Consider the following 24,820-nt stretch of genomic DNA (forward strand, 5'->3'; position numbering starts at 1 on the left):
CCGAAACGGGGCGGACTCGCCTGATCCCTCGGGTTCGCCTGATCTCGCGAGGCGGGGCCGCGCCGTAAGCTGGCGGTCATGAGCGCCTCGCCCGACGAACCCGCCGGAACCGGTGCATCCGCGGCCGCGCCGGACGCCGCGCCCGCCGCCGCCGCTCCCGAAGGAGCGGGAAGCAGCGAGGCCGGGAGCGCCGAGCTCGACCAGGCCATCTCGCGCGTGGAGCACGAGCTCGGGCGGCTCTTCGCCCGCATCCGCGTGAGCTGGCGTGAAGCCGCGACGACCGTGCATCCGGATCTGCAGCCGCTCGGCTACCAGGTGCTGACGTCGATCGCGACGGGCAAGGCCACATCGGCCGGCGCCATCATCGAGCGCCTGCAGACCGACAAATCGGCCGTGAGCCGACAGGTGCGTCAGCTCGAGGAGCTGGGGCTCGTGGAGAGCGTCCGCGACCCGGATGACCGCCGGGCGCGCGTGCTCGTCGCGACCGACCTCGCCCAGGAGCGTGTGGCGCTGGCCCGCTCGCGGTACGAGGCGCGCCTGGGGGAGCGGCTGCGCCGCTGGTCGGCCGAGGACCTCGACCACTTCACCGAACTGCTCGCCGCGTTCGGCGACTGATCCGGGGCTTCGACACTCAGGCTTCGAGCTGCGCCCGTATCCGCAGGTGCAATTCCGAGTCCGCGTGCTCCACGATGCGCCCGCCCGCGATGCGGTAGATGCCGAACTCGGCGACGTTCACGTGACGACGGGTCGCTGAGAGGCCGTGGAAGACCCCGGAGTGCGTGCCGCTGCCGCGCAGATGGGCGGCGATGCGATCATCCTCGATGACGAGCTGGATGCGCCGCCAGCGCCAGTCCGGGAACGCATGGAACAGGTCGGCCATGTCGTCGATCCACGCGTCCGCCCCGCCGGGCAGGTGCGCACGTCGCACCTGCGGATCGACGAACTCGCGGAGGGCATCCAGATCGTGGGCGTTGCAGACGTCCAGGTACTCGGCGAACCACTCTCTCGACTCCCACGGCTCCACCCGTCCATTATTCCGGGTGCCGGGTTCGGTCGAGGGCATAGCCTGAACCTCATGACGCTCGAGAACGCCCGCGCCGCCGCCGAGGTCGTCGACTGGCGACGCCGGGTCTTCGCCCTGTACGCCGCCGTCCGCGATGCCGAGTCCCCCGAGGATGCGCACGAGCTCTGGCGGATCGAGCGCGACGAGCTGCTGCTCCACCACCCGGCGACTCCGCTGCTGTCGGAGGATCGGCTGCTGTTCGACGGGCTGCCGATCGCCTCCTACGACCCGCAGTGGCGCTTCGAGCTGCCCATCCTCCCCGCCGAGCCCGGCGGCTTCGAGTTCGCGACCGGTACCGACGGCGTCGTGCCGTTCGAGCGGATCGGCATGGTCGAGATCCCCGACACCGGGACGCTCGACATCTGGCGTCTGACCTCGTACGGCGGGGGACTCTTCATCCCCGTGCGCGACGCCCTCGCCGGTCGTCCCGGCGGCACATACGGCGGCGGGCGCTACCTGATCGACACGATCAAGGGCGCCGATCTCGGCTCGGATGCGGCGCGCGGCACGATCGTGCTGGACTTCAACTTCGCGTACAACCCGTCGTGCGCGTACGACCCCGCGTGGGCCTGCCCGCTCGCCCAGCCGGGCAACGTGCTCTCCGTCGCGGTCCCGGTCGGCGAGATGTACGCCGGCGCGCCGAGCTGACGCTCGAGGGACGCGGCATCCGTCAGCGGCGCGTCCGCGCCCGCGCCCTGCTCACGCTCCCGAGCGTCGCCCGCACCGGAGTGCCCAGGTAGAGCCCCAACGAGGCGCCCGACGCGAGCCCGACCCCGATCACGGCGGCGTAGATCAGCGAGCTTCCGGCCACGACGACATCCGATGCCGAGCCCCCGGTGTGGACCATCTCGAGCAGCCCCTGGAACACCGCCACACCCGGGACGAGCGGCACGATCGCGGCGGTCGTCACCGCCACCGATGGCACGTGCAGGTTGTGCGCGATCATCACCCCGACGAAGCTCGCGAGCAGGGCGCCGAGGGCGCTCGCCGCGGCGGGATGCAGCTGCACCGCGGACGCGAGTGTGTAGCCCGCGATCGTGATGGCGCTGAGCAGAGCGCTCACGAGGATGATCCGGATGCCGGCGCCGTTGAAGACCGCCACCGCGACCGCGATGATGATCGCGCCCGCGAACACGCTCGGCAGCGGGCCGAAGGGTGCAGGGTCGTCGGGAAGGTCCATCGTGAACCCGAGCACGCTGCCGAGCTCGAGGCCCACCAGGATGCCGATCACCACGCCGAGCGTCTGCATCGTGAGGTCGAGGATGCGTCCGCCCGCGGTGAGCGCGAAGCCGTCGATGGCATCCTGCGCCGCACCGACCACGGTGAGGCCGGCGAGCATGAGCACGATGCCGGACGCCACGATGATCGACGGGCGGATGCCGACGAACGGCTCGATGCCCGCGGCGCCCAGCGCCGACACGGCCACGGCCACGACCGTCGTGACGAAGCCCCCGGCGATCTGGTTGAAGAACAGGGGCACCTGCACGCGGGAGAGCCCTGCCTGGGTGATCGCCGCGGCCAGAGCCGCGAGGAACGTGAGACCGACGATGATCGGCGACGCGCCGAGGAGGATGCTGACGCCGACCGCGAGCATGGCGCGGGCGACCACGACGATCGGCTGCTGGTAGCGGAACGGCATCCGACGGATCGCGCGGAACGCGGTGCGGGCCGACTCCAGATCGAGCCCGCCTCGGATGTCGGAGACCAGCGCCTGCACCCGTTGGAGCTTCGCGTGATCGGGTGCTGCGACGCGCACCACGCGCACGAGGGTCTCGGGCCAGACCTCGCCGCTGAGGTGGAACGAGACCGTGATGGAGTTGTAGGTGACGTCGACCTGCACGCCGCGAAGCCCGTAGGCGTCGCAGACGCGCATGATGGCGAGCGTGACCTCGTGCGCGGAGGCTCCGATCGCGAACATGGACTCGCCGATGCGGGTCGAGAGGTCGAGGACCTTCGGCACCGTGCGCTCGTCGATCACCGGCATGACCTCGGTGGCCGCGACGCTCGCGGGGTCGGTGTGCACGAGTCTGCGCGCGGCGGCGAGCAGACGCCGAGGGGACTTCGGGGACATGCCTCCATTCTCCGGCGCCGGGTCGTCGGCGCAGGCGGCGCCGCGCCCTACCTCAGGTACGCGTCGACCATCAGCGCCCCGCGGATCTCGCGCAGCCTGTCGATCAGGAGCGCGACGCCGCGAGTCCCGACGGATGCCAGCTGCAGGTCGTACGGACCGAGCGGCTCGAGCTTCCCGGTGCGCACGCGCACGACCTCCCATCCGGCGCTCCGCACCGCGCGATCCTTCCGGCGATCGGTCTCCTCGCGTCTGCCGACATGCTCGAGGCCGTGTCGACCGACCGTGTCGTACTCGACGGCGATGCGCAGCTCGGGCAACAGGATGTCGGGCCACACCTCGGTGTGACGGAAGAACGGGCGCGTCACCTTGATCGCGTTCACCTCGCCGGTGAACACCAGGCGCGCGGTGAGCGCCGCGCGCAGCTTCTCCTCGGCAGCCGACGCCGGCTTCGGTGCGCACGCGCTGAGGAAGGCCGTCCCCTTCGGCAGATCCGGGGTCTTCGTGCACACGGCCGGAGCCGGTTTCCGCGGTCGTGCGGGGATCGCGCGGGCCTCGCCCAGCACGACGGGCTGCGGCCGGGCGAGGGCCGAGCACTCCGGGCACCACGCCGAGCGTCGGCGGACCCGCCCCGGCCGCTCGCGCTGCTCGGTCGGGGTCGCGGCGAAGCGATGGCCGACCGCGCACTCCCAGCAGAGCAGCACGTCGGCCGCGAGCGGCACCTGCGAGAGGGCGACGCCGTGGTTGAGCTCCGGGTGGTACTGCCGGATCAGCTCCGGGTACGCCGCCCACCCGCTGCGGAAGGCGCCCACCTCATAGGGCACGGCGGCGCCGCGCGAGAACTGCCTCCTCGCCCACCACTGCTGCACTGGCTCCGGCACGAGGGCGACGATAGTCGTGCCGACCGACATCGAGATCCGCTTCGCGGGGATACTTGACCCTGACACTGTGGCAGACGGGAGAACAGAGACATGTTGTCCATCGGAGCCTTCGCGCAGATCGGCCAGGTGACCCATCGGATGCTGCGGCATTGGGACACCTCCGGCCTGCTCGAGCCCGCCCACGTGGACGAGTTCAGCGGCTACCGCTCGTACGATCCCTCGCAACTGGAGCGCCTGCACCGGATCGTCGCCCTGCGTCAGCTCGGCTTCGGGCTCGATGACATCGCGTCGATCCTCGATCAGGGGGTCGATGCGGATCGCATCGCGGCGCTGCTGCGGATCCGCCGCGCGGAGGTCGAGGAAGAGCATCGGGTGGCCGCGGGAAGACTCGTCGACGTGGAGCGGCGGCTCCACCTCATCGAAAGAGAGAACCACATGTCCCAGATCGAGATCATCGAGAAGCCCCTCCCGGCCCTCCGCCTCGCGGCGAGCCGCACGGTCGTCGCGGATCAGCCCGAAGTCGCAGGCGTCGTGGGACCGGCCTTCGACGCCATCGCCGAGATCATCGGGGACGAGAGCGGCGCACTCACGACGCCGATCGCGCAGTACGAGACGATCGACGACGGACTGGAGATCATCGTCGGCTACGCGTACAGCGGACCCGCTCGCGACGGCTTCGACATCATCGAGCTCCCCGCGGCGGAGACCGCCGTGTGCGGCATCCACCTCGGTGCGATGGAGCGCATCGCCGAGAGCTGGCAGGCGATCCACGCCGAGGTCTTCGCGCGCGGCCTGGTGCACGACGGCCCGTGCCGCGAGCTGTACGTGCGCGCGGTCTCGGACGACCAGTCCGACTGGGTGACCGAGCTGCAGCAGCCCGTCCGCCGCGGGTAGGCGCCGGCCGGCCCGGCGCAATGGCCGCGCGCGATCGTCGAATCGGACGATCATGCGCGGTCGTTCCTGTCCGAAGCGCCGATGCGGCGCCGATCGCAGACGATCAGAGTGATCCCATGCGGGCTGCGCGAGAGGATGTGGAATGAGAGTCTTCGTCTCTGTCGACATGGAGGGCGTCGCCGGGGTCTCCACCCCGGATCAGGCTTACCGCGGCGGTCACAATTACGCCGCGTCGCAGCGCCTCATGACCGAGGAGGCCAATGCGGCCATCGCGGGCGCGTTCGACGCCGGCGCGACGTCGGTCGTGGTGAACGACGCCCACGGGACGATGGACAATCTGCTCCCGGAGCAGCTGGACGAACGTGCCGAGCTCGTCAACGGACGACCCAAGGCGCAGTGCATGATCCAGGGGCTGACCCGCGAGCACGATGTCGCGCTCTTCGTCGGATTCCATGCCCCGGCCGGTTCCCCCGGGGTGTTCTCGCACACGCTGTCGTCTCTCGCGTTCACCCGATTCCGCGTGAACGGGGAGACGGCGTCGGAGACCGATCTCGGCGTTCTCCAGGCGGCGGCTCTCGGGGTGCCGGTGGGGCTGGTCACCGGCGACGACCAGATCTGCGGGCTCACGCGCACCGCGTACCCGTGGATCCGCACGGCCCAGGTGAAGCAGGCGGTCGGGCAGTTCTCCGCGCACTCGGTGCATCCGCTCCGCGCACGGGAGGCGATCCGCGCCGAGGCCCGCGCCGCGGTCGAGAACGCCGGGCGGATGCCGGTGCCCGCGGTGCCCGACCGGCTCGTGCTCACCGTCGACCTGAAGACCCCGTTGCACGCCGAGATCGGGGCGCTGATCCCGGGGATGCGGCAGATCGATCGTCTGCAGCTCTCGTTCGACGCGGAGTCCCCGCAGCAGCTGCTCGACGTCTGCGCGCTGCTCTGGGAGACCGCGGGCTGACGATCCGCGGTGCGGGCCGCGCCCGGCCGTCAGGCGGGGGCGAGGCGGGCGACGAACCCGCGGATGCGTCGGTGCAGGGTCTCGAGCGCGGCGTCGAACGCGGCGGCCGTCCCGATCCGAGCAGGGTCGCGGATCGACCAGTGCAGGTCGTCGCGGGTCAGGAGCCGCTCGTGCGCGTCGTCGCAGACAGTGATGACCAGGTCGCCCGGGGTGCGGACATCGTCGATGTGGCGGGGAGGGCGTCGCTCGTCGATCGCCAGGCCATGCCTCTCGGCCGAGGCGACGGCGCCGGGGTTCACCGCATCCGCCGGCCGGGTGCCCGCGGAAGCGACCGGGATGGCGCTCATGTCCTGCCAGACGACTTCCGCGAGCTGCGATCGCGCGGAGTTGGCCGTGCAGACGAACACGACGCGGTCCGGGGGCGGCACGCTGGGCGGAGCGAGCGTGTCGAAGACCTCGGGCCGCAGGCCGATGTAGCTGCGCCGCTGATCGAACTCCGAGCGCGCCCGCGCGATGATCTGGGCCGATTCGAGAACGCCGAGGTGGTGGGCGACGAGATTGGATCGGAGCCCGAGCTGCGCGCCGATCTCCGACGATGACAGGTCGCCGAGAGTGAGGAGATCGACCATGCGCAGGCGCGTCTGATCCGCGAGTGCGGCGAAGATGCCGGCGCGGCGTTCGAGATCGGTCATCGCCTTCATCCATACCACGGTCGCGAGGCTGTGTCCATGAGGGTTGACTCAACGGTCATTGACCCTATTCTCGTACTGCGCATCGCACGTGCGGTCGCAGAGAGGCATGGCAATCATGGGAATCGGAAGCGGTATCGCGCTCTTCGTCATCGGCATCATCCTCGCGTTCGCGGTCAACATCGACACCGGCGGATTCGTCGACCTCGACCTGATCGGCTACATCCTCATGGGTGCAGGCGTCGTGGTGTTCCTCATCAGCCTCGTCCTGACCATGCGGAGCCGTCGCACCGAGACCGTCGCACGCACCTCGGTCGACCCCGTCAGCGGCGAGCAGGTGACCCGGCGGAGCCGCCGCGACACCGACCCCGTCGTCTGAGTCGTGGCGTCGCCTCGCTCCGGTGACCTGACCGGCCGTCTCCTCGGTGATCGGTACGAGCTCGCAACCCGACTGGGTGAGGGCGGGATGGGGGTGGTCTATCGCGGCCACGACACCATGCTGCGCCGTGACGTCGCCGTGAAGGTGTTCCGTGAGGGAACCACGGAGATCGCGAGGACAGCCTCCGAGTCGCAGCTGCTGGCCGCACTCAACCACCCGTCCCTCGTGACCCTCTACGACGCCCATCTGGGCACGGAGGACCCGCGATATCTGGTGATGGAGTACGTCGAGGGCCCCACGCTCGACGAGCGGCTCCGCCGGGGACCTCTGCCGGAGGCCGCGGTGTCGCGGCTCGCCGAGGATCTCGCCGACGCGCTCGACGCCGTGCACCGGGCGGGCATCGTGCATCGTGACGTCAAGCCCGCCAACGTGCTGCTGCGTTCGCCCGGGGTCTCGGGGGAGGAGTTCTCCGCCAAGCTCGCCGATTTCGGGATCGCCTATCTAGTCGATGCCACGCGGCTGACGACGCCCGGAACGGTCATCGGGTCGGCCGCGTACCTGAGCCCGGAGCAGGTCACCGGGGCGGATCCGCGGGCCTCGACGGACGTCTACTCCCTCGGGCTCGTGCTGCTCGAAGCGCTCACGGGACGACGGGCGTTCGCCCAGAACGACCTGCGAGAGGCCGTGCTCGCACGCCTCTCGCAGGATCCGGTCATCCCGTCCGAGGTCGGCCACGAGTGGGGTGCTCTGTTCACGGCCATGACCGCACGGGATCCTGCCGATCGACCCACCGCTCGGGAGGTCGTCGCCGCGGCGCGGAACCTCCGTGCGGGCGGCGGAGCCGCCGTCGCCTCGTCGGCCACCGTGGCTATTCCGCCCGATTCCGGGATGACCCGCACGGCTGTGCTGACGGCGGAGACAGCGGCGCTTCCGCCGGACACCGCCGACGGGGCGCCGCGACGACGACGCCGGTGGCTGGCCGGCGCGGCCCTGGCTGCGGTCGTCGTCGCCGGGGTGATCACGGGGATCTCGCTCGGGGGTGCAGGCGATCAGCCCGGCCCTCCGCCCGAGCTTCCCGCGCTCGAGGAGCCGCTCGCTGCACACCTGCAGCAGCTGATGGACGCGGTGTCGCCGTGAACCGCCGTCTTCGCCTCGGCTGCGCGGCCGCCGTCATCGCCGCGGCCCTCGCGGTCGCCGGGTGCTCGGCCACGGCGTCGGGGCTCGACACGCAGACGAGTGCGGAGTGGCAGTCCCGCGTGCTGGCGATCGCCGAGAGCGCCGAGGCCGGCGACATCCCGACGGCTCTGCTCGACCTCGATGCCCTCGAGACGGAGACGACGCAGGCCCGCGCGGACGGGGACATCAGCGCCGAGCGAGCGGCGATCATCCAGCAGTCCATCGCCGTGGTGCGCTCGGACCTCGAAGCGGATGTCGCCGTCACGCCCTCACCCGAGGAGACCACCACCGACGACACCACGGACACCGACAAGGGCGACAAGGGCAACAGCGAGAACAAGAGCGACAACGGCAAGAAGAACGACGACAACGGCAACGGGAACAACGGCAAGGACGACGATGACTGAGGATGCCGCGTGAACCCTGACCGCGTCTCCCGGCCGAGAGATCGCGCCGTCGCGCTCATCGTGGGCGTCTCGGCCACCGTCGCCTTCGTCGTGCTCCGCGTCTTCGTTGCGGCGGGCGGCCACGAACCCCTGGATGTCGACATCCGCTGGCACGATCTGATGACCGCGTCGCGGAGCGACGTGGGCGTGATCATCGCGTGGGTGCCGGCCATCGTCGGCGGCACAGTCGGCATGATCGTCGTCGGAGCCCTCCTGATCGCGCTGTTCGTGTGGCGTCGGAGAAGGGCGGATGCCGCGACCCTGGCGACCGCGATGATCGTGGTCGTCGCCGTAGGCGCGACGATGGCCGCCGTCATCGGACGCACCCGGCCCGCCGACTCTCTCGCGGAGCGCATGGCCACGTCGTTCCCGTCCGGCCACACGGCGGTCGCGACGACCGTGGTGGTGATCCTCGCCATCGCGCTCCGACGCTGGTACGTCTGGCTGCTCGGCGCCGGGTGGGTGTTCACGATGATGTGGAGTCGCACCTACCTCAACGCCCATTGGCTCAGCGACGTCGTCGCGGGCATGCTCGAGGGCGTCGCCGTGGCCTCGCTCGTCTGGATCGCCGCCGAAGCGGTACGGGACCGCCGTGCCCTGCGTCGAACCGAGAGCTCCATCGCACCACCGATCGAAGGACCTCGACCCCATGAACTCCACTGATTCCGCCGCCTCAGCGGCTCGGGCCGCACAGGACTCCACCGTCTTCCGCACCCTCGCCCGCGTCGGCTACGTTGTCCTCGGCATCCTCCATCTCCTGATCGGCGGCATCGCGATCTCGATCGCGACCGGCGGCGGCGGCGAAGCGGACCAGGGCGGGGCGATGCAGCAGATCCAGCAGGCCCCGGCAGGCATGGTCCTGCTGTGGGTCATCGCGCTGGGACTCGTGGCGCTGGCGATCTGGCAGATCGCCGAGGCCGTCCTCGAACGCGATCCCGACGCCAAGAAGAAGTGGGGCCATCGGGTCAAGTTCCTCGGCACCGCCGCCGCGTACGTCGCGATCGCCGGGACGGCGCTCGTGTACGCGTTGGGCGGTCGGTCGCAGTCGTCCGACTCCTCGCAGTCGCTCAGCGCCCGTCTGCTGGCGGCACCGGCGGGCGTCGTGCTGCTCGTGCTGGTCGGGCTGATCGTCGTCGCCGTCGGTGCGGCGTTCGTCGTGCGCGGCATCACCCGCGCCTTCACGAAGCACCTCGATCTGCCTGCGGGACCGGCACGAAAGGGAATCATCGGCTTCGGCATCGTCGGCTACATCGCGAAGGGCATCGCCGTCGGAGTGGCCGGCATCCTGTTCGTGGTCGCCGCGCTCACCCACGATCCGGAGACAGCCGGGGGACTCGATGCCGCGCTCCACGCGCTGGCAGGGCTTCCCTTCGGCGTCGTCATCCTCTGGACCGTCGGAGCCGGACTCATCCTCTACGGCCTGTTCTGCTTCGCCCGGGCGCGGTACGCGAGGATGTGACGCAGGGCACCACTCAGTGCGTCCGCAGGTGCCCCGGCTACCCTCGGGGCATGCGCCGTCTCGTCGTCCTCCCCCTTCTGCTCGTCGCCGGTCTTCTCGCGGGATGCTCGCAGGTGACCCAGTTCGCCGGAGACGTCGTCGGCGTCCCTGTCGAGGAGACCTGCGCGACCATCGACGACGCCTACGGCCAGTACCAGTCGGTCATCGACCAGGGCGGTGCCACGGAGGAGCAGCTCGATGCGGCGCGCGACGAACTCGTCGCGACACTCGACGGACTCGCCGACGACGTCGACGGACAGCTGGGCGATCTCATCCGCTCCGGTGCCCAGCAGCTCGGCGAGGTCACCGACGTGCAGGCGCCCGAGACCATCGAGGCGATCGAGCAGCTCAAGGAATCGGCGTCGGCCTTCTGCGGCTGACCCGGTGCTCATCGCCCCGGCGCTCGGGGCCCGTCATACGCTGGATGCATGAGCGCGCGTGCCGTGGATCCTCGGGTCTGTCCTACCTGCGGCGACGCCCTGACGTTCGAGATCCTCGACGACGAGCGGTTCCTCGTCGTGTGGTCGTGCGTCGAATGCGGTCTGGTCCGCGCCACCGAACCGGTGTGACCGCGCCCGCCGTGCCGGAGGGGGTCAGCGCGCGTCGCCGCGGAAGATCTGCCGATACAGGCCTTCGATGTCGCTGGCGGAGGGCACACGAGGGTTGTTCCCCGGTGAGCCCGAGGCGAGAGCCTGCTCCGCCATGGTCGGGATGAGCGCCGTCCAGTCATCCGGAGAGACGCCGAACTGCTCGGGTGTCGGCACCGCGAGGTCGACGGCGAGAGAGCGCAGCTCGCCGACCAGCGCCGCCGCGGCATCCGCATCCGCGATGCCGTCATCCGCCACACCCAGGGCGCGCGCGCAGTCCGCGTAGCGATCATCCGCAGCGCTCAGCGAGAACTCCGTCACCGCGGCGAACAGCATCGCATTCGACATGCCGTGGCTGATGTGGAAGTGGGCGCCCAACGGGCGGCTCATGCCGTGCACGAGCGCGACGCTGGAGTTCGAGAACGCGATGCCGGCCAGCGTGGCCGCCTCCATCATCTCGGCTCGCGCGTCCCGGTCCGAGCCGTCGCGACAGGCGGCGCGCAGGCTCCGGCCGATGATCGCGATCGCGCGCAGCGCCACGGCATCCGAGAACGAGTTGCGGCGCCGGCTCACGTAGGCCTCCACCGCGTGGGTCAGCGCATCGATTCCGGTGTCGGCGGTCAGGCGCGCCGGCATGCTCATGGTCAGCTCGAAGTCGACGATCCCGGCGACCGGGAGGTACGACGGCCCCGCGCACAGCATCTTCTCCCCGCTCTCGCTGTCGGTGATCACCGTGAACCGCGTCGCCTCGGAACCGGTGCCGGCCGTGGTCGGGATCGCGACCACGGGCAGAGCCGGTCCGTCATAGCTGACGGGAGCCTTGAGCTCGCGCAGTCGGCCGCCGCGCACCGCGAGCACGGCGAGCGCCTTGGCGGTGTCGATCGGGCTGCCGCCGCCCAGACCGATGAGGATGTCGGCGCCGTGGGAGGACACGGCGGCGAGCCCGTCGTCGAGTGAGGAGGTCGTCGGGTCGGGCACGACCCCGGAGAAGAGCGCGGCGTGCAGGCCGGCGTCTTCCAGCAGGGCGAGAACGCGAGCCGCCGTGCCGTTGCCCGTGAGGAAGGCGTCGGTGACGATCAGGGGACGCTCGGCGGCGCGCAGGCGCAGCACATCGGGCAGCTGCGAGAGCGAGCCGCCGCCGATGCGGAGATCTCCGGGGACGGCAACGTGGAATGTCATGGAGGGCTTCTTCCTGGGGTCGAGTGCCGCGGCGCCTGTCACGGCCGCTCAGCGCTGAGAGTCGCGGTACTGCGCACTCCAGAAGTCCTGGAGTGCGGTGGCGAGATCGTGCGACACGCGGTAACGATGGTCGTAGTGCGCGGTCATCTCGGCGTCGGGTTCGTAGACCGTGCGGATCCGAGTCATGTGCGCCGCGGCGTCGCCGTAGTCGGAGAACGCCCCCGCCGCGACACCGGCGGTCAGCGCTGCTCCCAACGCGCCGGTCTCCTCCTCTGCGGCGACGGAGATGGGGATGCCGAGAGTGTCGGCGAGCATCTGGGCCCATACCGGGCTTCGCGAGCCGCCTCCGGAGAGCGTGGCCCTGTCGATGCGGGCACCTGCCGCTTCCAATCGTTCGACATGGCGGCGGTGCTCGAAGACCACGCCCTCGAACAGGGCTCGGATCAGGTGGCCCTCGCCGTGCCATCCCGCCACTCCGTAGAAGCCCGCTCGGCGCTCGGCGCCCTGCGGCGATCCGTAGAGGAAGGGGTGGAAGTACGGATCGTCGGTCCGCGGCACGACCTCGGAGAGACGCCGGTGGCAGAAGCCGAACGGATCCTCGTGGTGGCCGCCCCGCTCGACGAACTCGCGGACGTACCACTCGAGGTGGGATGCCGAGGTGGCGCTGTTGTCCATGATCATGAACCGGGAAGGGCCGAAGGCCGCGACCATGAGCAGGTCGCGGTCCACCACCGGCTCCTCGGCCAGATACTGGTTGACCGACCACGTCCCCGCGATGATCGATGTCGCCCCGGTCTCGACGACCCCGGCGCCCAGCGCGCTGGCGATCACGTCGAAGAGACCGCCGACGACCGGAGTGCCTTCCGCGAGACCGGTCTGCGCGGCCGCCTCGGCGGTGACGGTCCCGGCGATCTCGGTCGGATCGATCAGCCGGGGCAGCAGCCTCTCCAGGCCGTCCAGCCCGTAGAGCGCGAGCAGCTCGTCGTCGTAGCGGCACTCCGGCATCGTCAGCAGACCGGCGCCCGACATGTCGGAGATGTCGCTCACCTTCTGGCCGGTCAGCTGGAAGGTGATGTAGTCCTTGCACATCACGAGGGTGCCCGCGCGGTCGACGACGTCCGGATGGTGCCGCCGCATCCACGACAGCAGGACCGGAGTCTGCGACGGCCACGGCTCCTGCAGCGTGGCGGCGTGCAGGGCGTCTCCGTGGGCGGAGGTCAGCTCCTCGGCGACGCCGGCGGCCCGCGTGTCCAGCGACTGGATCCCGACGAGCGGCCGGTCGTCCCGGTCCAGCAGGTACAGGCCGTTGCCGTGTCCTGCGCATCCGGCGGCGATGATCTGGCCGGGGTCGATGCCCGCCTCCGAGATGCAGTGCCGCAGCGCCTCCTTCGCGTTGCGCCAGAGCTCGTCGAGATCCCGCTCCACGTGCCCGGGTTCCGGAGTGGTCGATTGGCCGTCGATCGCGTAGGACGAGATCCGCTCGCCATCGAGGTCGAACAGGACGGCCTTGATGACGGTGTTGCCGACGTCGATCCCGAGCAGGTACTGCTTCCCGTCAGCCGGCGTCCCGTCAGCCGGCATTGTAGATCTCCCATGCCTCGGGTCCCGAGGCGCCCCGGTGGACGATCGCCATCAGCGCGTCCACGACCGCCTTCGGATTGTCGTGCTGGTAGATGTTGCGGCCGTAGACGAGTCCCGATGCGCCCTGCGCCATGAGAGCCGCGGACTTCGTCAGCACCGAGTCGAGCCCCTCCTTGCCGCCGCCCCGGACCAGCACCGGCACGCGGGCCGCTTCGACCACGCGGTGGAAGTCCTCGGGATCGGCGGTGGGGTCGGCCTTGATGATGTCGGCCCCCATCTCGCTGGCGAGCCGCACGAGTGTCACGATCTTCTCGGCGTCGCCGTCGACCTGGTACCCGCCTCTGACGTCGTTGGGCAGCATGACCAGGGGCTCGATCATGAGCGGCATCCCGTACTTGGCGCAGGAGGCGCGCACCCGGCTGATGTTCTCGACGCACTGGCGGAACAGCTCGGGCTCGTCCGGCAGCATGAAGAGATTCACGACGACGCAGGCCGCGTCCATCTCCAGCGCCCCGATGATCGGCTCGTCATGGTTCTGCAGCATCGACCACATCACCCGATGCTTCTGGGCGTTGTAGGGGTTGCCCATGTCGATGCGCATGACGAGCGCGGGCTTGTCCCTGCCGGGGACGGCCTGCAGCAGGTCGGCCTGTCCGTAGGCCATCTGGACGGCATCGGGCTTCGCGTCGACCAGCGCCGCGACGACGCTCGGCATGTCCTCGAGTCCCACCAGGAATCCGGGTTCGTTGCAGACTCCGTGATCGATGGCCACGTCGAGGCAGCCCCCTTCGCTGAAGAGACGGTTCATCCTCGCAAGGGTGCTCAGGCGCATTCCACTGTCCTTTCCATCGTCCGACGGTCGAGTGCGTCGCGATCGACGCGGTTGTATTCCTCGAGGTCCGTCACCAGTTCGCCGATCTCCGCGAGACGGCGTTCGTCATCCCAGCCCAGCTCCGCGGCCGCGACCGTGGCGATCGTCTCGATCAGCCCGGCATCCACCGCTCCGGTGATCGCGACGGCCGTGCGTCGCATGATCAGATCGCCGAGTCGCGTCGCGTACTCGTGCTGCACCATGAACGCGATCTCGGCGGCCGTCAGCTGCACGCCGACGCCGACCGGCTGGTCGTCGTCGCGCCCGGCGCAGAACTCCATCACGGCGGATGCCCGAGTGCCGTAGGCGTCGACGAGGTGCGCTGCGCGAGCGTCCGACACTCCCCACGTCGAGATCAGGTCGGTCGCGATGGCCGACGAGTCGACGAAGTCCCGTCCCCCGCCGATCCCGAGCTCCACGGTGGACGTCGTGCGCTCGCGCCCGAGCTCCGCCAGCACCTCATCGGCGGTGTCCTGGGCGAAGGCGCGGAACGTCGTCCACTTCCCGCCGATCATGCAGTACTGGGGAACGTCGCCGTCGATCCGCTTCACGTCGTGCCCGCGGGTGATCCGACCGGTGAAGTCGTGCGCGCTCTTGAGCAGAGGGCGGATGCCGCTGAAGGAGTACACGATCTGGTCTGCCGAGACCGCCACCGTCGGGAAGACGGCCCGCAGGGATTCGAGGATGTAGTCGCGCTCGTCATCCTCGCACCGCACGCGCTCCGCTCGCTCGACCTTGATGTCGGTGGAGCCGGCGAGAACCCGGCCCAGGTATCCGAACGCGATGCAGATCCGGCCGTCGGAGTTGTCGAAGTAGACCATGTGTCCGTCGAGAGCGTCGTACAGCTCCGGATTGTCGAGAACGAGGTGCGAGCCCTTCGTGCCCTCGACCAGCTGATCGGGGCGGCTGTCGGCGGGGACCAGCGTCGCGAGGGACTCGTCCAGCCACGCACCGGTGGCGTTCACGACGGTCTTCGTCGTCACCGGGTATCGCGTACCCGTCTCGCTGTCCGTGATGACGAAGCCCGACCCGTCTCCGGCGATCTCGGCGTAGTTGAGCGCGACGGAATCCGGGGCCATCATCGCGGTGTCGACCACGATCTCGACGCCGAGGCGCTCCGGGTAGCTGATCCAGGCGTCGTAGAACACGGCGGCGAATCTCATGCGGGAGGTGAGCTTCGGCCACTTCTGGAATGCGGCGCGAGCGCCGAGGAAACGGTGTCGCGGCAGCGCCCTGCGCGAGCGGGTGACCCAGTCGTAGATGCTCAGTCCGATCCGCAGCGGGACCGCGCCGCGCCGCGCCGGCCGTGTGGAGAGCCGGAAGAAGCTCGCCGCCGCGTTGAACAGGCCGGAGAACACCGACGTGATCGGCACCACCGTGGCGAGCGGGCGGACCATGTGCGGCGCGTTGCGCAGGAGTGCGTCCCGCTCCCGCAGAGATTCGCGGACGAGGCCGAACTCGCCGTTCTCCAGGTACCGGAGTCCGCCGTGGATCATCCGCGAGGGTGCGGCGCTGCAGCCGGAACAGAAGTCCACGCGCTCCACGAGCAGGACCCGAAGCCCTTGCAGGGACAGCTCCCGGAACACTCCGACGCCGTTGATCCCGCCGCCGACGACGATCGCATCGAACGAGCCGTCCGCGCGGATGGCGTCGAACCTGGCGCTCCTGGGGGCGTTCATGCGTCGAGATCGCTCACGTGCTGGGCCACGGCGGCGTCGATCAGTGTGCGGTCGTCGTCCGAGAGCCGGATGCGTCCGGCGGCGGCGTTCTCCCGCGCCTGCTGCGGATTCCTCGCGCCGCAGAGCGAGTACGTGATGCCCGGCTGATCGAGCGTCCAGGCGATCACGATCTGCGCCTTCGTCGCCGCATGCGCGTCGGACACGGGTTCGATGGCCTGCATCAGTCGGGCGACCTTCTCGCGGTTCGCCAGGGAGAAGCGGGGATTGTCCCTGCGCTGATCGTCACCCGAGAAGGTGCGATCGGGACCCATGCTCCCGGACAGGAGGCCGAGCGCCAGCGAGGAGTAGCTCAGCGTCGAGACGTCGGCCTCCCGGGCGATCGGCAGCAGGGTCGTCTCGATCCCGCGGGCGATCATCGAGTACTCCTCCTGGATGGCGTCGAGCGCGCCGGTCGCCGCATACGAGCGCAGATCGCTCTCCGACACGTTGCTCGCTCCGATGGCGCGGATCTTGCCCTGCTCACGCAGCTGCACGAGTGCGTCGACGGTCTCCTCGATCGGGGTCGTCGGATCCTGCCAATGCGTGATGTACAGATCGATGTGGTCGGTTCCGAGGCGCTGCAGGCTCTGCTCGACCTCCCGGATGATCGACTCGCGGCCGAGATACCGGTGCACGGGTTCGCCGTCGTAGTCGAAGAAGGGCGTGCCCTTCTCCGTGTGCTGCACCAGGCCGCACTTCGTCGCGAGCACGACGTCGTCCCGGCGTCCGCGGATCGCCGCCCCGACGATCTCCTCCGCGCGTCCTTGCCCGTAGGCCGGGGCCGTGTCGATCAGAGAGACTCCTTCGTCGATCGAGGATCGGATCGCGGCGATCGACTCCGACTCATCGGTTCCACCCCACATCCATCCGCCGATGGCCCAGGTGCCCAGGCCGACCGCAGAGGCTTCGATCGACGAACCGCCGAGCGTGCGAGTGCGCATCTCCGTCATTTCTCTCCTTCTGCCGGTGCGACCACCGACGCCGCCGTCTGCTCATCGACGATGAGGGAACGGATGAAGCCGCCGGCCAGCGCGGCACGGATGGGGCGTACCTTCTCCGGCCCGACGGCGACGCCGATCGTGGTCGGGCTCTCGGTGAGCTCGGACGGGCTGAGGGCCAGGAGGCGCGAGTTCAGCGGGGAGTCTGCGAGCGATCCGTCGTCCCGGATGATGTGGGCGAGGAGCTCTCCGCCGGCGTCGCCGGCCCGCAGCATCTCGCGATCCGACTCCGACAGCGGGGCGAGGTCGTAGTAGCTCGATCCCTCGGTCACCACGGAGCCGATGCCGACCATCGCGACGTTCGCGCGTCGGGCCAGATCGAACACCTGCTTGATCGAGCCGACCTCCATGAGGGTGTCGCGCTGTTCGCGGCTCTCCGCGAACAGCGGGGCGTGCAGCAGCACGGCCCGGCCGCCGAGTCGGTCGGCGAGCTGCGTGGCGAGGTGGTTGACGTCGGTGTAGTACTTGCCCTGCACGCCACCGGTGAGCGGGACGACGGTCACGTCGAAGGCTCGGTCGGGGGTGAGGCCGTCGACCACGGCGCTCACTGCCTTTCCTCCGGTGATCGCGATCACGTCTCCGTCGCGGATCGTCTCCAGCAGCTCGTTGGCCGCGGCGCGACCGACGACCTGCAGGTTCGTGTCCGGATTCCCCTCCACGGTGGGGGTCACCACCGCCGTGCGGAGCTCGGTCGTCCGGACGAGCTCGCCCTCCAGATCGACGAGCCGCTGGAACGGCCCCGCATCGATCGTGATCTTGACCATGCCGAGCTCACGCCCTCGCCGGATGAGGCGATTCACCTTCGACGCGGACAGATCGAGGCGAGCGGCGATCTCGGACTGCGTCATGCCCTCGACGAAGTGGAGCGTGACGACGGTGTGGATCTTGCGGATCGTCGCGAGATCTTCCCTGTTCTCGAAGACCATGGCGTCACACCGTCCGTCGGCGGGACAGGTAGTGGTCCACGAGCAGCGCCACGAGCAGGATGCTGCCGCGCACGATGTCCTGCCAGTACACGGAGACGTCGAGGAGAGTCAGCGAGCTCGACACCACCGAGAGCAGGATCGCCCCGAGGGTCGCACCGAAGATGGTTCCCGACCCGCCCTTGAGGCTGGCGCCGCCGATGACGGCGGCCGCGATGACGTTGAGCTCCATTCCGATCCCGAAGGTCGGCTGCGCGGATCCGAACCGTGCCATATAGATGATGCCGGCGACGCCGGCGAGAGCCGAGCACAGCACGGTCGTGAAGAAGATGGCGTGCTTGGTGCGGATTCCCGAGTACGCGGCTGCCTTCTCGTTGCTCCCGGTGTAGAACACCTTCCGGAACGCGGTCGTCCGCCGGAGCATGAAGTCGAAGGCGATGACGACGACCAGGAAGATCACGATGACGAGCGGGATCGGCCCGAGGGAGCCCTGCCCGATGAACTTGAACTCGCTGGGCAGGGAGTACAGCCCGAGCGGCCGGCCGCCGGTGAGGAGGAGGCAGACGCCGCGGGCGATGACCATCACGGCGAGGGTGACCACGAAGTGGTTCAGCCCGACCTTCGTCACGAGGACGCCCATCACCGCGCCGGTGGCGATGCTCGCGAGGATGGCGATGCCGGAGGCCAGCCACGGATCGATGCCCTGAAGGTAGAGCCAGCCGGCCAGCACCATCGACAGCGCCGTGACCGACCCGACCGACAGATCGATGCCGCCGGAGATGAGGAGGATCGTCATGCCGACGACGACGATGCCCTCGACGGCGAACACCATGGCCATCGCCTCGATGTTGGCGAGCGTCAGGAAGTGCGGCGAGGCGAACGACATCGCCACGACCAGGACGAGCAGGATCAGGATCAGCCCGGTCTCGCGCATCCGGAGGAAGCGGGAGAGGAGATGCTTCAGATCGGGTCGGGCTTGGGGCTCCGCCGGCAGCGGCGGGGCGGTCATCAAAGTCTGTTGTTGCGTCATCACACCAGCTCCTGCTTCCGTTCGGCCATCGAGGCCAAGCTCAAGATGTTCTCTTCCGTCATGTCGTCGCCGGCGACCTCGCCGCTGATCTCGCCTTCCCGGATGACGATCACCCGGTCCGAGACCCCGATCAGCTCCGGCATCTCCGAGGAGATGACCACGATGCCGATCCCCTTCCGGGCGAGATCGCGCAGGATGGCGTGTATCTCCGCCTTGGCGCCGACGTCGACGCCGCGGGTGGGTTCGTCGAGGAAGATGACCTTCGGGTTCACGGCGAGCAGCTTCGCGAGGGCGACCTTCTGCTGGTTGCCGCCGGACAGCGTCGAGACGGCGTCGTCGAGCTGGCCGTATTTGAGGCGGAGCCCGCGGCCGACGCGGGCGGCGAGGCTGTCCTCACGGCGCTTCCCGATCAGACCGAAGCGGGAGACCTCTCGCAGCGACATGGCCGAGGTGTTCTCGGCGATCGACATGTCGAGGAACACCCCCTCGGCCTTGCGGTCCTCCGACAGATAGACGATGCCGTGGGCGATGCAGTCCTGATAGTGCTTAAGGCGGAGAGGCTCGCCGTTCAGGGCGATCTCGCCCGTCGCGTCGCCTTCCAGCCGGCAGATGCCCTTCGCGATCTCGCTGCGACCGGCGCCGATGAGGCCGCCGAGTCCGAGGATCTCGCCGCGTCGCACGTCGAAGGTGATGTCGGCGAACCGGGGATCGTCGGTCAGGTGCCGCACCGACAGGATGACGTCGGTGGAGCGCTCGTCGTCCCGCTGCTTCTCCGGGTACTGGTTGTCGAGGGTGCGACCCACCATCGACCGGACCAGATCCGACGGAGTCGTCTCGGAGACGGCACTGGTCATGATGTGCTGCCCGTCTCGGAACACCGAGACCCGGTCGCAGTTCTCGAAGATCTCGACCATGCGGTGGGAGATGTAGATGATCGAGATGCCGCGGGCGGAGAGCTCCCGCATGATGCGGAACAGCGTCTGCGCCTCGATCTCGGTGAGTGCGGCCGTGGGCTCGTCGAGGATGAGCACCCGGCAGTCGAGCGTGAGCGCCTTGGCGATCTCGACGAGCTGTTGGTTCGAGATCGACAGGTCTCGGACCAGCGCTCGTGGATCGATGTTGCCGAGCTGACGGAGGATCTCGCCGGCCCTGCGCTCGAGGGATTCGGGATCCATCAGCCAGGAGCGGCTGGCGTTGGTGGCCGCCATGAACATGTTCTCGGCGACGGTCACATCGGGGCACAGCTCGATCTCCTGGTGGACGAAGCCGATCCCCAGCTTCTGCGCCACCGCCGGCGAGGTGATCTCCACGGGCTGTCCATCGAGCAGGATCGTGCCGCTGTCGGGCCGCACGATCCCGTCGATGACGTTCATCAGGGTGGACTTGCCTGCGCCGTTCTCGCCGGCGATGGCGTGGACCTCCCCCTTGCGGAGGGTGAAGTCGACGGATCTCAGTGCATGGATCGAACCGAACGACTTGCTGACGTTCTTGATGTCGAGGATTGTCGTGTGTTCCAAGGTCGTCTCCATTGATCGAGCTCGAGGACAAGGGGGAGGTCCGGCACCGGGGCTATTCGGTGCTGCGGCCTTCCATGTACTTCTCGAGGTCGAACGAGTCGGCGTTGTCCTTGGTGATCACGGAGAAGCCGTTGTCGACGAACGGGACCTGAGCGGGGTTGTAGTCGGACTCCTTGTAATCGTTGAACGGATCGATCAGGTCGGGGTGCGCCGCCATGAAGAGGGTCATGAATCCCATGAAGCCCTGGATGCCCTGGTTCGGGTTCACCGACAGGTGGATCGTTCCGTCCTTGATGAGGTCGAGGGTGGTCGGGGTGATGTCGGCGTGCAGGATCAGCACGTCGGCGTTCGCCTCGGTGATGGCGGCGGCGGCGCCCTCGGCGGAGCCGGCCTCCGGGATCCACATCGCGTCGAGCTCGGGGTTCGCCTGCAGGATCGAGGCGGTGGCCTGGTAGGCCTTGGTGCTGTCCTGGTTCGTCGCCTGGCGGCCGACGAGCTTCATGTCCGGGTACTTGTTCTCCATGTACTCGATGAACGCCGTCACGCGCAGGTCGTGGTTGCTCTGACCGGGGTTCTCGAGGACGGCGTACTCGCCCTTCTCGCCGACGACCTTGACGATCTCCTCGGCGGCGAATGCTGCTTCCGCACGGTTGTCGGAGGTGACGTACGAGGTGCGGTTCGACTCGGGGGAGTCGGCGGCGAAGGTCACGACCTCGATGCCGTCGTCGATGGCGGCGTTGATCGGCTCGATGAACGGATCCGCCTGCATGGGGTGGAGGAGCACGCCTGCCGGCTTCTCGACCAGATCCTGCTCGAAGGAAGCGATCTGCTTGCTGATGTCGTAGTCGGGGGTTCCGGAGAACACGGTCTCGCACCCCATCGCCTCGGCGGCCTGTTTGAACCCCTGGTAGACGGGAACCCAGTACTGGTGGGAGGAGACCATGACGTTCATCACGTAGGTCTCGCCCTCGGCGCACTGGAACCCCTGGGATTCGGTCGACGTCGAGGACTTGTCGGATGCCGCGGTGCAGCCGGTGATGGCCACGATGGCGAGTGCTGCCGCGACGGCGGCGGTAACGCGGGAGATCTTCATTGATTGCCCTAACTGTGTGGATGGGTACTGCAGAGGACGACTGATTGATGGTGACAGGTTCGGCGAACCGATGCAATAGATTTCGGTCACTGAAATTTCTTGCAGATCCGCGGCACGACAGGGATCGGTCGGTCCTCCGACCGCCGGGGTGGATGTCGTGGCGGCGGCGCGCTTACGTGCTCGCCCGCACGACCAGCGAGGGCGTGAGGTCGACCCGGCGCACGGGGCCGGCGTTGCCCGCCGCGATGCCGAGCAGCAGGTCGAGCGCGACGCGGCCCGACTCCTCGAACGGCTGACGCACCGTCGTGAGGCCGAGTCCGTCGGCGAGCGGACCGTCGTCGAAGCCGACGATCGCGACGTCGTCCGGCACCGACAGGCCGCTCTGCCTCAACCCGCGCCATGCCCGCGAAGCCAGCTCGTCGTGGTTCGCCATGACCGCCGTCGGCGCATCCGGTCCCGAGAGGGCGCGCAGCAGGGCGGGCGTCGGGTCGGTGTCGAGGGGGGAGCGGACCTGCTCGATCGTCACGTACTCCGCGAGTCCCTGCATGCGCAGCATCCCGGCGGAGATGTAGTCCTGTGAGAGCTGAGGCTCCCCGAGGTAGATCACGCGACGGTGTCCGCGCTCGCGCAGGTGCTCGCCCACCATGCGTCCGCCGGCCTCGTCGTCGAGCAGCACGACCGGCGCATCGTCGCCGACGGGACGGGCGCGGCGCACGTCGATGAGCACCAGGGGGAGCGCGGCTTCGCGGCTCGCGCGCATCGCCGCGCTGCCGAGCGGCACGCCCATCACGATGAGCCCCTCGATCCCGCGGCGCACGGGCAGCGCATCCAGCAGCGGGGCGTCGACGCTGGCTGCGGACTCGAGGTCGTGGGCGGTCAGCTCGATCGCGGTCTCGCGCGCCCGCACGAGCATCCCGGAGAAGCGACGGAAGTACGTGGAGTAGGTGCTGAACGGCGCGGCGACGGCGATCCGCGTGCCGCCTGCCGAGCGTCCGCCCGCCGGGCCCGCGCGGTAGCCGAGGGCGCCGGCGGCGGCGATGACCTGGCGCGGGTCTGCTCGCTGACCCGATGGGGTGCGTTGATGACGAGGGAGACCGTGGAGATGCTCACCCCCGCCCGCTCGGCGACCGTGTAGATCGTGACCTTGCTCGCGTCCGGCATCCGATTCCCCTCCTCGTCAAAAAGTACTTCATCGAAGTGCTTCGATGCGCCCACAATGATCCTGACACCAAAGGAGGGGTCGCATGAGGTTCACCAAAGCGCAGCTCGATTCGTCCGTCGTCGCCGTCGAGGCGCGGCTCGCCCCGCTGCAGAAGCCGCGCGGCAGGACCGCGCAGGACCGCCGCCGCGACGCGGAGGCGTTCGATGTGGTGATGACGAGAGAGCTCGGCATCGGCCCCGTCGACGTCGCGACCGAGGAGCACACCGTCCCCGTCGCGGGCCACCCCGACGCCCGGTTGCGCGTCTACTGGCCCACGCCCGATCGACCCGATCCCGTGATCGCCGACCGACTCCCCGTGCTCGTCTACTTCTTCGGCGGCGGGTTCGAGATCGCCGGCATCGACTGGGTCTGGTGGGATGCGGCGTTCCGAGAGCGCGCCCGCGACGCCGGGATCATCGTGGTCGCCGGCGAGTACTCGCATGCGCCGGAGGTGAAGTATCCCGCGCAGCCGGAGCAATGCTGGTCGGTGTTCGAGTGGGCGGCCGCCCATGCCGCCGAGCTCGGCGGCGATCCCGAGAAGCTGGCGCTCGGCGGAGCATCCGCCGGCGGCAATCTCGCCGCCGCGACGGCGCTCATGAACCGCGATCGTGCCGACCGGCCCGTGCGCCTGCAGCTGCTCGAGATGCCGCTCCTCGACATGACCATGAAGCACCTCGACCTCGAGGACCAGTCCGCCATCGTGCCCAAGCCGTTCTTCCGTCGGATGGCGGGCATGATCGTCGACCAGTACCTGGGTCGACGCAGGGCGACGCGGCTCGAGCCCTACGCCTCGCCCCTGCTCGCCCCGTCGCTCGCGGGGCTGCCGCCCGCGGTCATCTACACCGCGGAGCTCGATGCGCTCCGCGGCGACGGCGAGGCCTATGCGCGCGCGCTGAGCGCGGCCGGTGTTCCCGTGACGTGCCTGCGGCTCATCGGGCAGAACCACGGCTCGGGCAGCTACCGCGGCCACGTGCCGGCGGCGGACCACCTTCACCGCGACATCGTCGCCACCCTGCGGACGCTCCACGACGAACCGGCGCACTCTGCGCGGAAGGCGGCATCATGACCACGCTCACGGACATCGATCTCGACGCCGGCATCCGGCGGTGGATCGCCCGCCTCGAAGAGCTCTCGCCCGGGATCCCCGGCATCGACAGCCCCGACCCGACGGTGCAGCGCGCGGCGGCGCGAGTGCTGTCCGACCTGCTCGCCGTCGACTTCACCCTCCCGATCCCCGAGGGCGTCTCGATCGACGACGTCGAGATCGCGGGTCCCGCCGGGCCGCTGCGGATGCGACGCTATCGCCCGGATGCCGTGCCGGATGCCGCGCCCACGCAGCTCTGGCTGCACGGCGGCGGCTTCTACGCCGGCACGATCGACGAGATCCTCAACGACCGGCTCTGCGCGCGCCGCGCCCTCGAGAGCGGCGTGCAGCTCCTCTCCCTCGAATACCGGCTCGCCCCCGAGCATCCGTATCCCGCCCCTGTGCTCGACGCCGTCGCCGCGCTCGACGCGCTCGCCGCCGACCCGCAGAGGTTCGCCGTCGACCCCGAGCGCCTCGGCGTCGGCGGCAACTCCGCCGGCGCGGCGATCGCGGCGAGCACGGCTCTGCGTCTGCGCGATCTGGGCGGTGTCCGCCTCGTGCACGTCGACCTGGAGGTGCCGCCGCTCGCGATGCACCGGGTGGGGCGATCGGCGGAGGACTATGCGATCGGGTTCGGCCTCGATCAGCTCGAGCAGATCGTCGGCATGTACACCGGGCCCGACGGCCCCGCCGACGCACGCATCTCGCCGCTCGATGCGGACGATCTGCGGGGTCTCCCGTCGACCCTCGTCATGGCCGGCGAGCACGACCCGTTGCGCGACTCCGGCGTCCTCTACGCCGAGCGTCTGCAGGAGGCCGGCGTGCCCGTCGAGCTCCACATCGGCGCCGGCCACCTGCACGGCACACCCGGTCTCACTGCCGCATTCGACGGCGCGCGCGCGTGGCAGGAGCTGCACGCCCGCCACCTCGCATCCGCCTATGGCACCATTCCCGTCCGGTCCGCCGGCTGAACGACCCACCCTCGAGGAGAC

The 24,820-nt window shown here is 69.5% G+C and carries 28 protein-coding genes; 13 read left to right on the forward strand and 15 right to left on the reverse strand.

Annotated features, from left to right (window positions below; translation table 11 throughout):
* Positions 1 to 78 precede the first annotated feature (78 nt).
* The gene (locus LBN7_RS13400) at positions 79 to 615 is read left to right on the forward strand and encodes a MarR family winged helix-turn-helix transcriptional regulator (RefSeq protein ID WP_407359922.1); all 537 of its coding nucleotides are present in this window, start codon (positions 79 to 81) and stop codon (positions 613 to 615) included.
* Between the two features lie 16 nt (positions 616 to 631).
* Here the strand turns inward: LBN7_RS13400 and LBN7_RS13405 are convergent, their stop codons facing one another.
* Complete coding sequence (locus tag LBN7_RS13405) at positions 632 to 1,063, reverse strand: ester cyclase (protein WP_407359923.1); 432 nt, start codon at positions 1,061 to 1,063, stop codon at positions 632 to 634.
* A 12-nt stretch (positions 1,064 to 1,075) separates the two neighbouring features.
* Here LBN7_RS13405 and LBN7_RS13410 point away from each other — a divergent pair, with 12 nt between their 5' ends.
* A complete protein-coding gene (locus LBN7_RS13410) occupies positions 1,076 to 1,711 on the forward strand; it encodes a DUF1684 domain-containing protein (RefSeq protein WP_341947592.1) in 636 nt (211 codons plus the stop codon).
* A gap of 22 nt (positions 1,712 to 1,733) precedes the next feature.
* Here LBN7_RS13410 and LBN7_RS13415 read toward each other — a convergent pair whose 3' ends face one another.
* Both LBN7_RS13415 and LBN7_RS13420 read right to left on the reverse strand, forming a co-directional pair.
* Positions 1,734 to 3,134, reverse strand: coding sequence for a threonine/serine exporter family protein (locus LBN7_RS13415; protein WP_341947593.1), 1,401 nt, complete (start codon positions 3,132 to 3,134; stop codon positions 1,734 to 1,736).
* Positions 3,135 to 3,181: 47 nt separating this feature from the next.
* On the reverse strand, positions 3,182 to 4,012 hold the full coding sequence (locus LBN7_RS13420) for a zinc-ribbon domain-containing protein (protein WP_407359924.1): 831 nt from the start codon (positions 4,010 to 4,012) through the stop codon (positions 3,182 to 3,184).
* A gap of 90 nt (positions 4,013 to 4,102) precedes the next feature.
* Here LBN7_RS13420 and LBN7_RS13425 point away from each other — a divergent pair, with 90 nt between their 5' ends.
* Positions 4,103 to 4,906: a MerR family transcriptional regulator gene (locus LBN7_RS13425; protein WP_341947595.1), complete on the forward strand. Its 804-nt coding sequence runs from the start codon at positions 4,103 to 4,105 to the stop codon at positions 4,904 to 4,906.
* Between the two features lie 142 nt (positions 4,907 to 5,048).
* Entirely contained in the window at positions 5,049 to 5,858 is an 810-nt protein-coding gene (locus LBN7_RS13430) for a M55 family metallopeptidase (protein ID WP_341947596.1), read from the forward strand.
* Between the two features lie 29 nt (positions 5,859 to 5,887).
* Here the strand turns inward: LBN7_RS13430 and LBN7_RS13435 are convergent, their stop codons facing one another.
* Positions 5,888 to 6,550, reverse strand: a complete 663-nt coding sequence (locus LBN7_RS13435; RefSeq protein ID WP_341947598.1) for an ArsR family transcriptional regulator — start codon at positions 6,548 to 6,550, stop codon at positions 5,888 to 5,890.
* Between the two features lie 115 nt (positions 6,551 to 6,665).
* Here LBN7_RS13435 and LBN7_RS13440 point away from each other — a divergent pair, with 115 nt between their 5' ends.
* From LBN7_RS13440 to LBN7_RS13470, 7 genes are read left to right on the forward strand one after another with little or no spacing between them, the layout of a single operon-like run.
* Complete coding sequence (locus LBN7_RS13440) at positions 6,666 to 6,926, forward strand: DUF6458 family protein (RefSeq protein WP_116635507.1); 261 nt, start codon at positions 6,666 to 6,668, stop codon at positions 6,924 to 6,926.
* A gap of 3 nt (positions 6,927 to 6,929) precedes the next feature.
* Entirely contained in the window at positions 6,930 to 8,063 is a 1,134-nt protein-coding gene (locus LBN7_RS13445; protein WP_407359925.1) for a serine/threonine-protein kinase, read from the forward strand.
* Positions 8,060 to 8,509 carry a hypothetical protein gene (locus LBN7_RS13450; protein ID WP_407359926.1) on the forward strand — a complete coding sequence of 150 codons (450 nt, stop codon included), beginning with the start codon at positions 8,060 to 8,062 and terminating at the stop codon, positions 8,507 to 8,509. The genes LBN7_RS13445 and LBN7_RS13450 overlap by 4 nt, the downstream gene beginning before the upstream one ends.
* Before the next feature lie 9 nt (positions 8,510 to 8,518).
* The gene (locus LBN7_RS13455) at positions 8,519 to 9,211 is read left to right on the forward strand and encodes a phosphatase PAP2 family protein (protein ID WP_407359927.1); all 693 of its coding nucleotides are present in this window, start codon (positions 8,519 to 8,521) and stop codon (positions 9,209 to 9,211) included.
* On the forward strand, positions 9,198 to 10,007 hold the full coding sequence (locus LBN7_RS13460; protein ID WP_407359928.1) for a DUF1206 domain-containing protein: 810 nt from the start codon (positions 9,198 to 9,200) through the stop codon (positions 10,005 to 10,007). The genes LBN7_RS13455 and LBN7_RS13460 overlap by 14 nt, the downstream gene beginning before the upstream one ends.
* A 50-nt stretch (positions 10,008 to 10,057) precedes the next feature.
* Positions 10,058 to 10,426, forward strand: coding sequence for a hypothetical protein (locus LBN7_RS13465; protein WP_407359929.1), 369 nt, complete (start codon positions 10,058 to 10,060; stop codon positions 10,424 to 10,426).
* 48 nt (positions 10,427 to 10,474) lie between these two features.
* A complete protein-coding gene (locus LBN7_RS13470) occupies positions 10,475 to 10,615 on the forward strand; it encodes a hypothetical protein (protein WP_282216059.1) in 141 nt (46 codons plus the stop codon).
* Positions 10,616 to 10,639: 24 nt separating this feature from the next.
* Here LBN7_RS13470 and LBN7_RS13475 read toward each other — a convergent pair whose 3' ends face one another.
* The 11 genes from LBN7_RS13475 to LBN7_RS13525 form a co-directional block, all read right to left on the reverse strand.
* Entirely contained in the window at positions 10,640 to 11,812 is a 1,173-nt protein-coding gene (locus LBN7_RS13475) for an iron-containing alcohol dehydrogenase (protein ID WP_407359930.1), read from the reverse strand.
* 48 nt (positions 11,813 to 11,860) lie between these two features.
* Positions 11,861 to 13,393, reverse strand: coding sequence for an FGGY-family carbohydrate kinase (locus LBN7_RS13480; RefSeq protein ID WP_407359931.1), 1,533 nt, complete (start codon positions 13,391 to 13,393; stop codon positions 11,861 to 11,863).
* On the reverse strand, positions 13,383 to 14,201 hold the full coding sequence (locus LBN7_RS13485) for a class I fructose-bisphosphate aldolase (protein WP_407359932.1): 819 nt from the start codon (positions 14,199 to 14,201) through the stop codon (positions 13,383 to 13,385). Before LBN7_RS13485 ends, LBN7_RS13480 begins: the two co-directional genes overlap by 11 nt.
* A 14-nt stretch (positions 14,202 to 14,215) precedes the next feature.
* Entirely contained in the window at positions 14,216 to 15,943 is a 1,728-nt protein-coding gene (locus tag LBN7_RS13490) for a glycerol-3-phosphate dehydrogenase/oxidase (RefSeq protein ID WP_407359933.1), read from the reverse strand.
* Positions 15,940 to 16,932: an aldo/keto reductase gene (locus tag LBN7_RS13495; protein ID WP_407359934.1), complete on the reverse strand. Its 993-nt coding sequence runs from the start codon at positions 16,930 to 16,932 to the stop codon at positions 15,940 to 15,942. Before LBN7_RS13495 ends, LBN7_RS13490 begins: the two co-directional genes overlap by 4 nt.
* Positions 16,929 to 17,906: a sugar-binding transcriptional regulator gene (locus LBN7_RS13500; RefSeq protein ID WP_407359935.1), complete on the reverse strand. Its 978-nt coding sequence runs from the start codon at positions 17,904 to 17,906 to the stop codon at positions 16,929 to 16,931. The genes LBN7_RS13495 and LBN7_RS13500 overlap by 4 nt, the downstream gene beginning before the upstream one ends.
* Positions 17,907 to 17,910: 4 nt before the next feature.
* Complete coding sequence (locus tag LBN7_RS13505) at positions 17,911 to 18,912, reverse strand: ABC transporter permease (protein ID WP_407359936.1); 1,002 nt, start codon at positions 18,910 to 18,912, stop codon at positions 17,911 to 17,913.
* Positions 18,913 to 18,932: 20 nt separating this feature from the next.
* A complete protein-coding gene (locus tag LBN7_RS13510) occupies positions 18,933 to 20,450 on the reverse strand; it encodes a sugar ABC transporter ATP-binding protein (protein WP_407359937.1) in 1,518 nt (505 codons plus the stop codon).
* Positions 20,451 to 20,502: 52 nt separating this feature from the next.
* The gene (locus LBN7_RS13515; protein WP_407359938.1) at positions 20,503 to 21,543 is read right to left on the reverse strand and encodes a substrate-binding domain-containing protein; all 1,041 of its coding nucleotides are present in this window, start codon (positions 21,541 to 21,543) and stop codon (positions 20,503 to 20,505) included.
* Positions 21,544 to 21,715: 172 nt separating this feature from the next.
* Positions 21,716 to 22,456 carry a LacI family DNA-binding transcriptional regulator gene (locus tag LBN7_RS13520; protein WP_407359939.1) on the reverse strand — a complete coding sequence of 247 codons (741 nt, stop codon included), beginning with the start codon at positions 22,454 to 22,456 and terminating at the stop codon, positions 21,716 to 21,718.
* Positions 22,420 to 22,704: a LacI family DNA-binding transcriptional regulator gene (locus tag LBN7_RS13525; protein WP_407359940.1), complete on the reverse strand. Its 285-nt coding sequence runs from the start codon at positions 22,702 to 22,704 to the stop codon at positions 22,420 to 22,422. The genes LBN7_RS13520 and LBN7_RS13525 overlap by 37 nt, the downstream gene beginning before the upstream one ends.
* 83 nt (positions 22,705 to 22,787) lie before the next feature.
* Between LBN7_RS13525 and LBN7_RS13530 the strand changes: the two genes are divergently transcribed.
* Positions 22,788 to 23,810 carry an alpha/beta hydrolase gene (locus tag LBN7_RS13530; protein WP_341947606.1) on the forward strand — a complete coding sequence of 341 codons (1,023 nt, stop codon included), beginning with the start codon at positions 22,788 to 22,790 and terminating at the stop codon, positions 23,808 to 23,810.
* Positions 23,807 to 24,799: an alpha/beta hydrolase gene (locus LBN7_RS13535; protein WP_341947607.1), complete on the forward strand. Its 993-nt coding sequence runs from the start codon at positions 23,807 to 23,809 to the stop codon at positions 24,797 to 24,799. Before LBN7_RS13530 ends, LBN7_RS13535 begins: the two co-directional genes overlap by 4 nt.
* The last annotated feature ends 21 nt before the right edge of the window (positions 24,800 to 24,820 follow it).

Origin of the sequence: Microbacterium sp. LBN7, from assembly GCF_045690345.1 — a bacterium.
Lineage (GTDB): Bacteria > Actinomycetota > Actinomycetes > Actinomycetales > Microbacteriaceae > Microbacterium.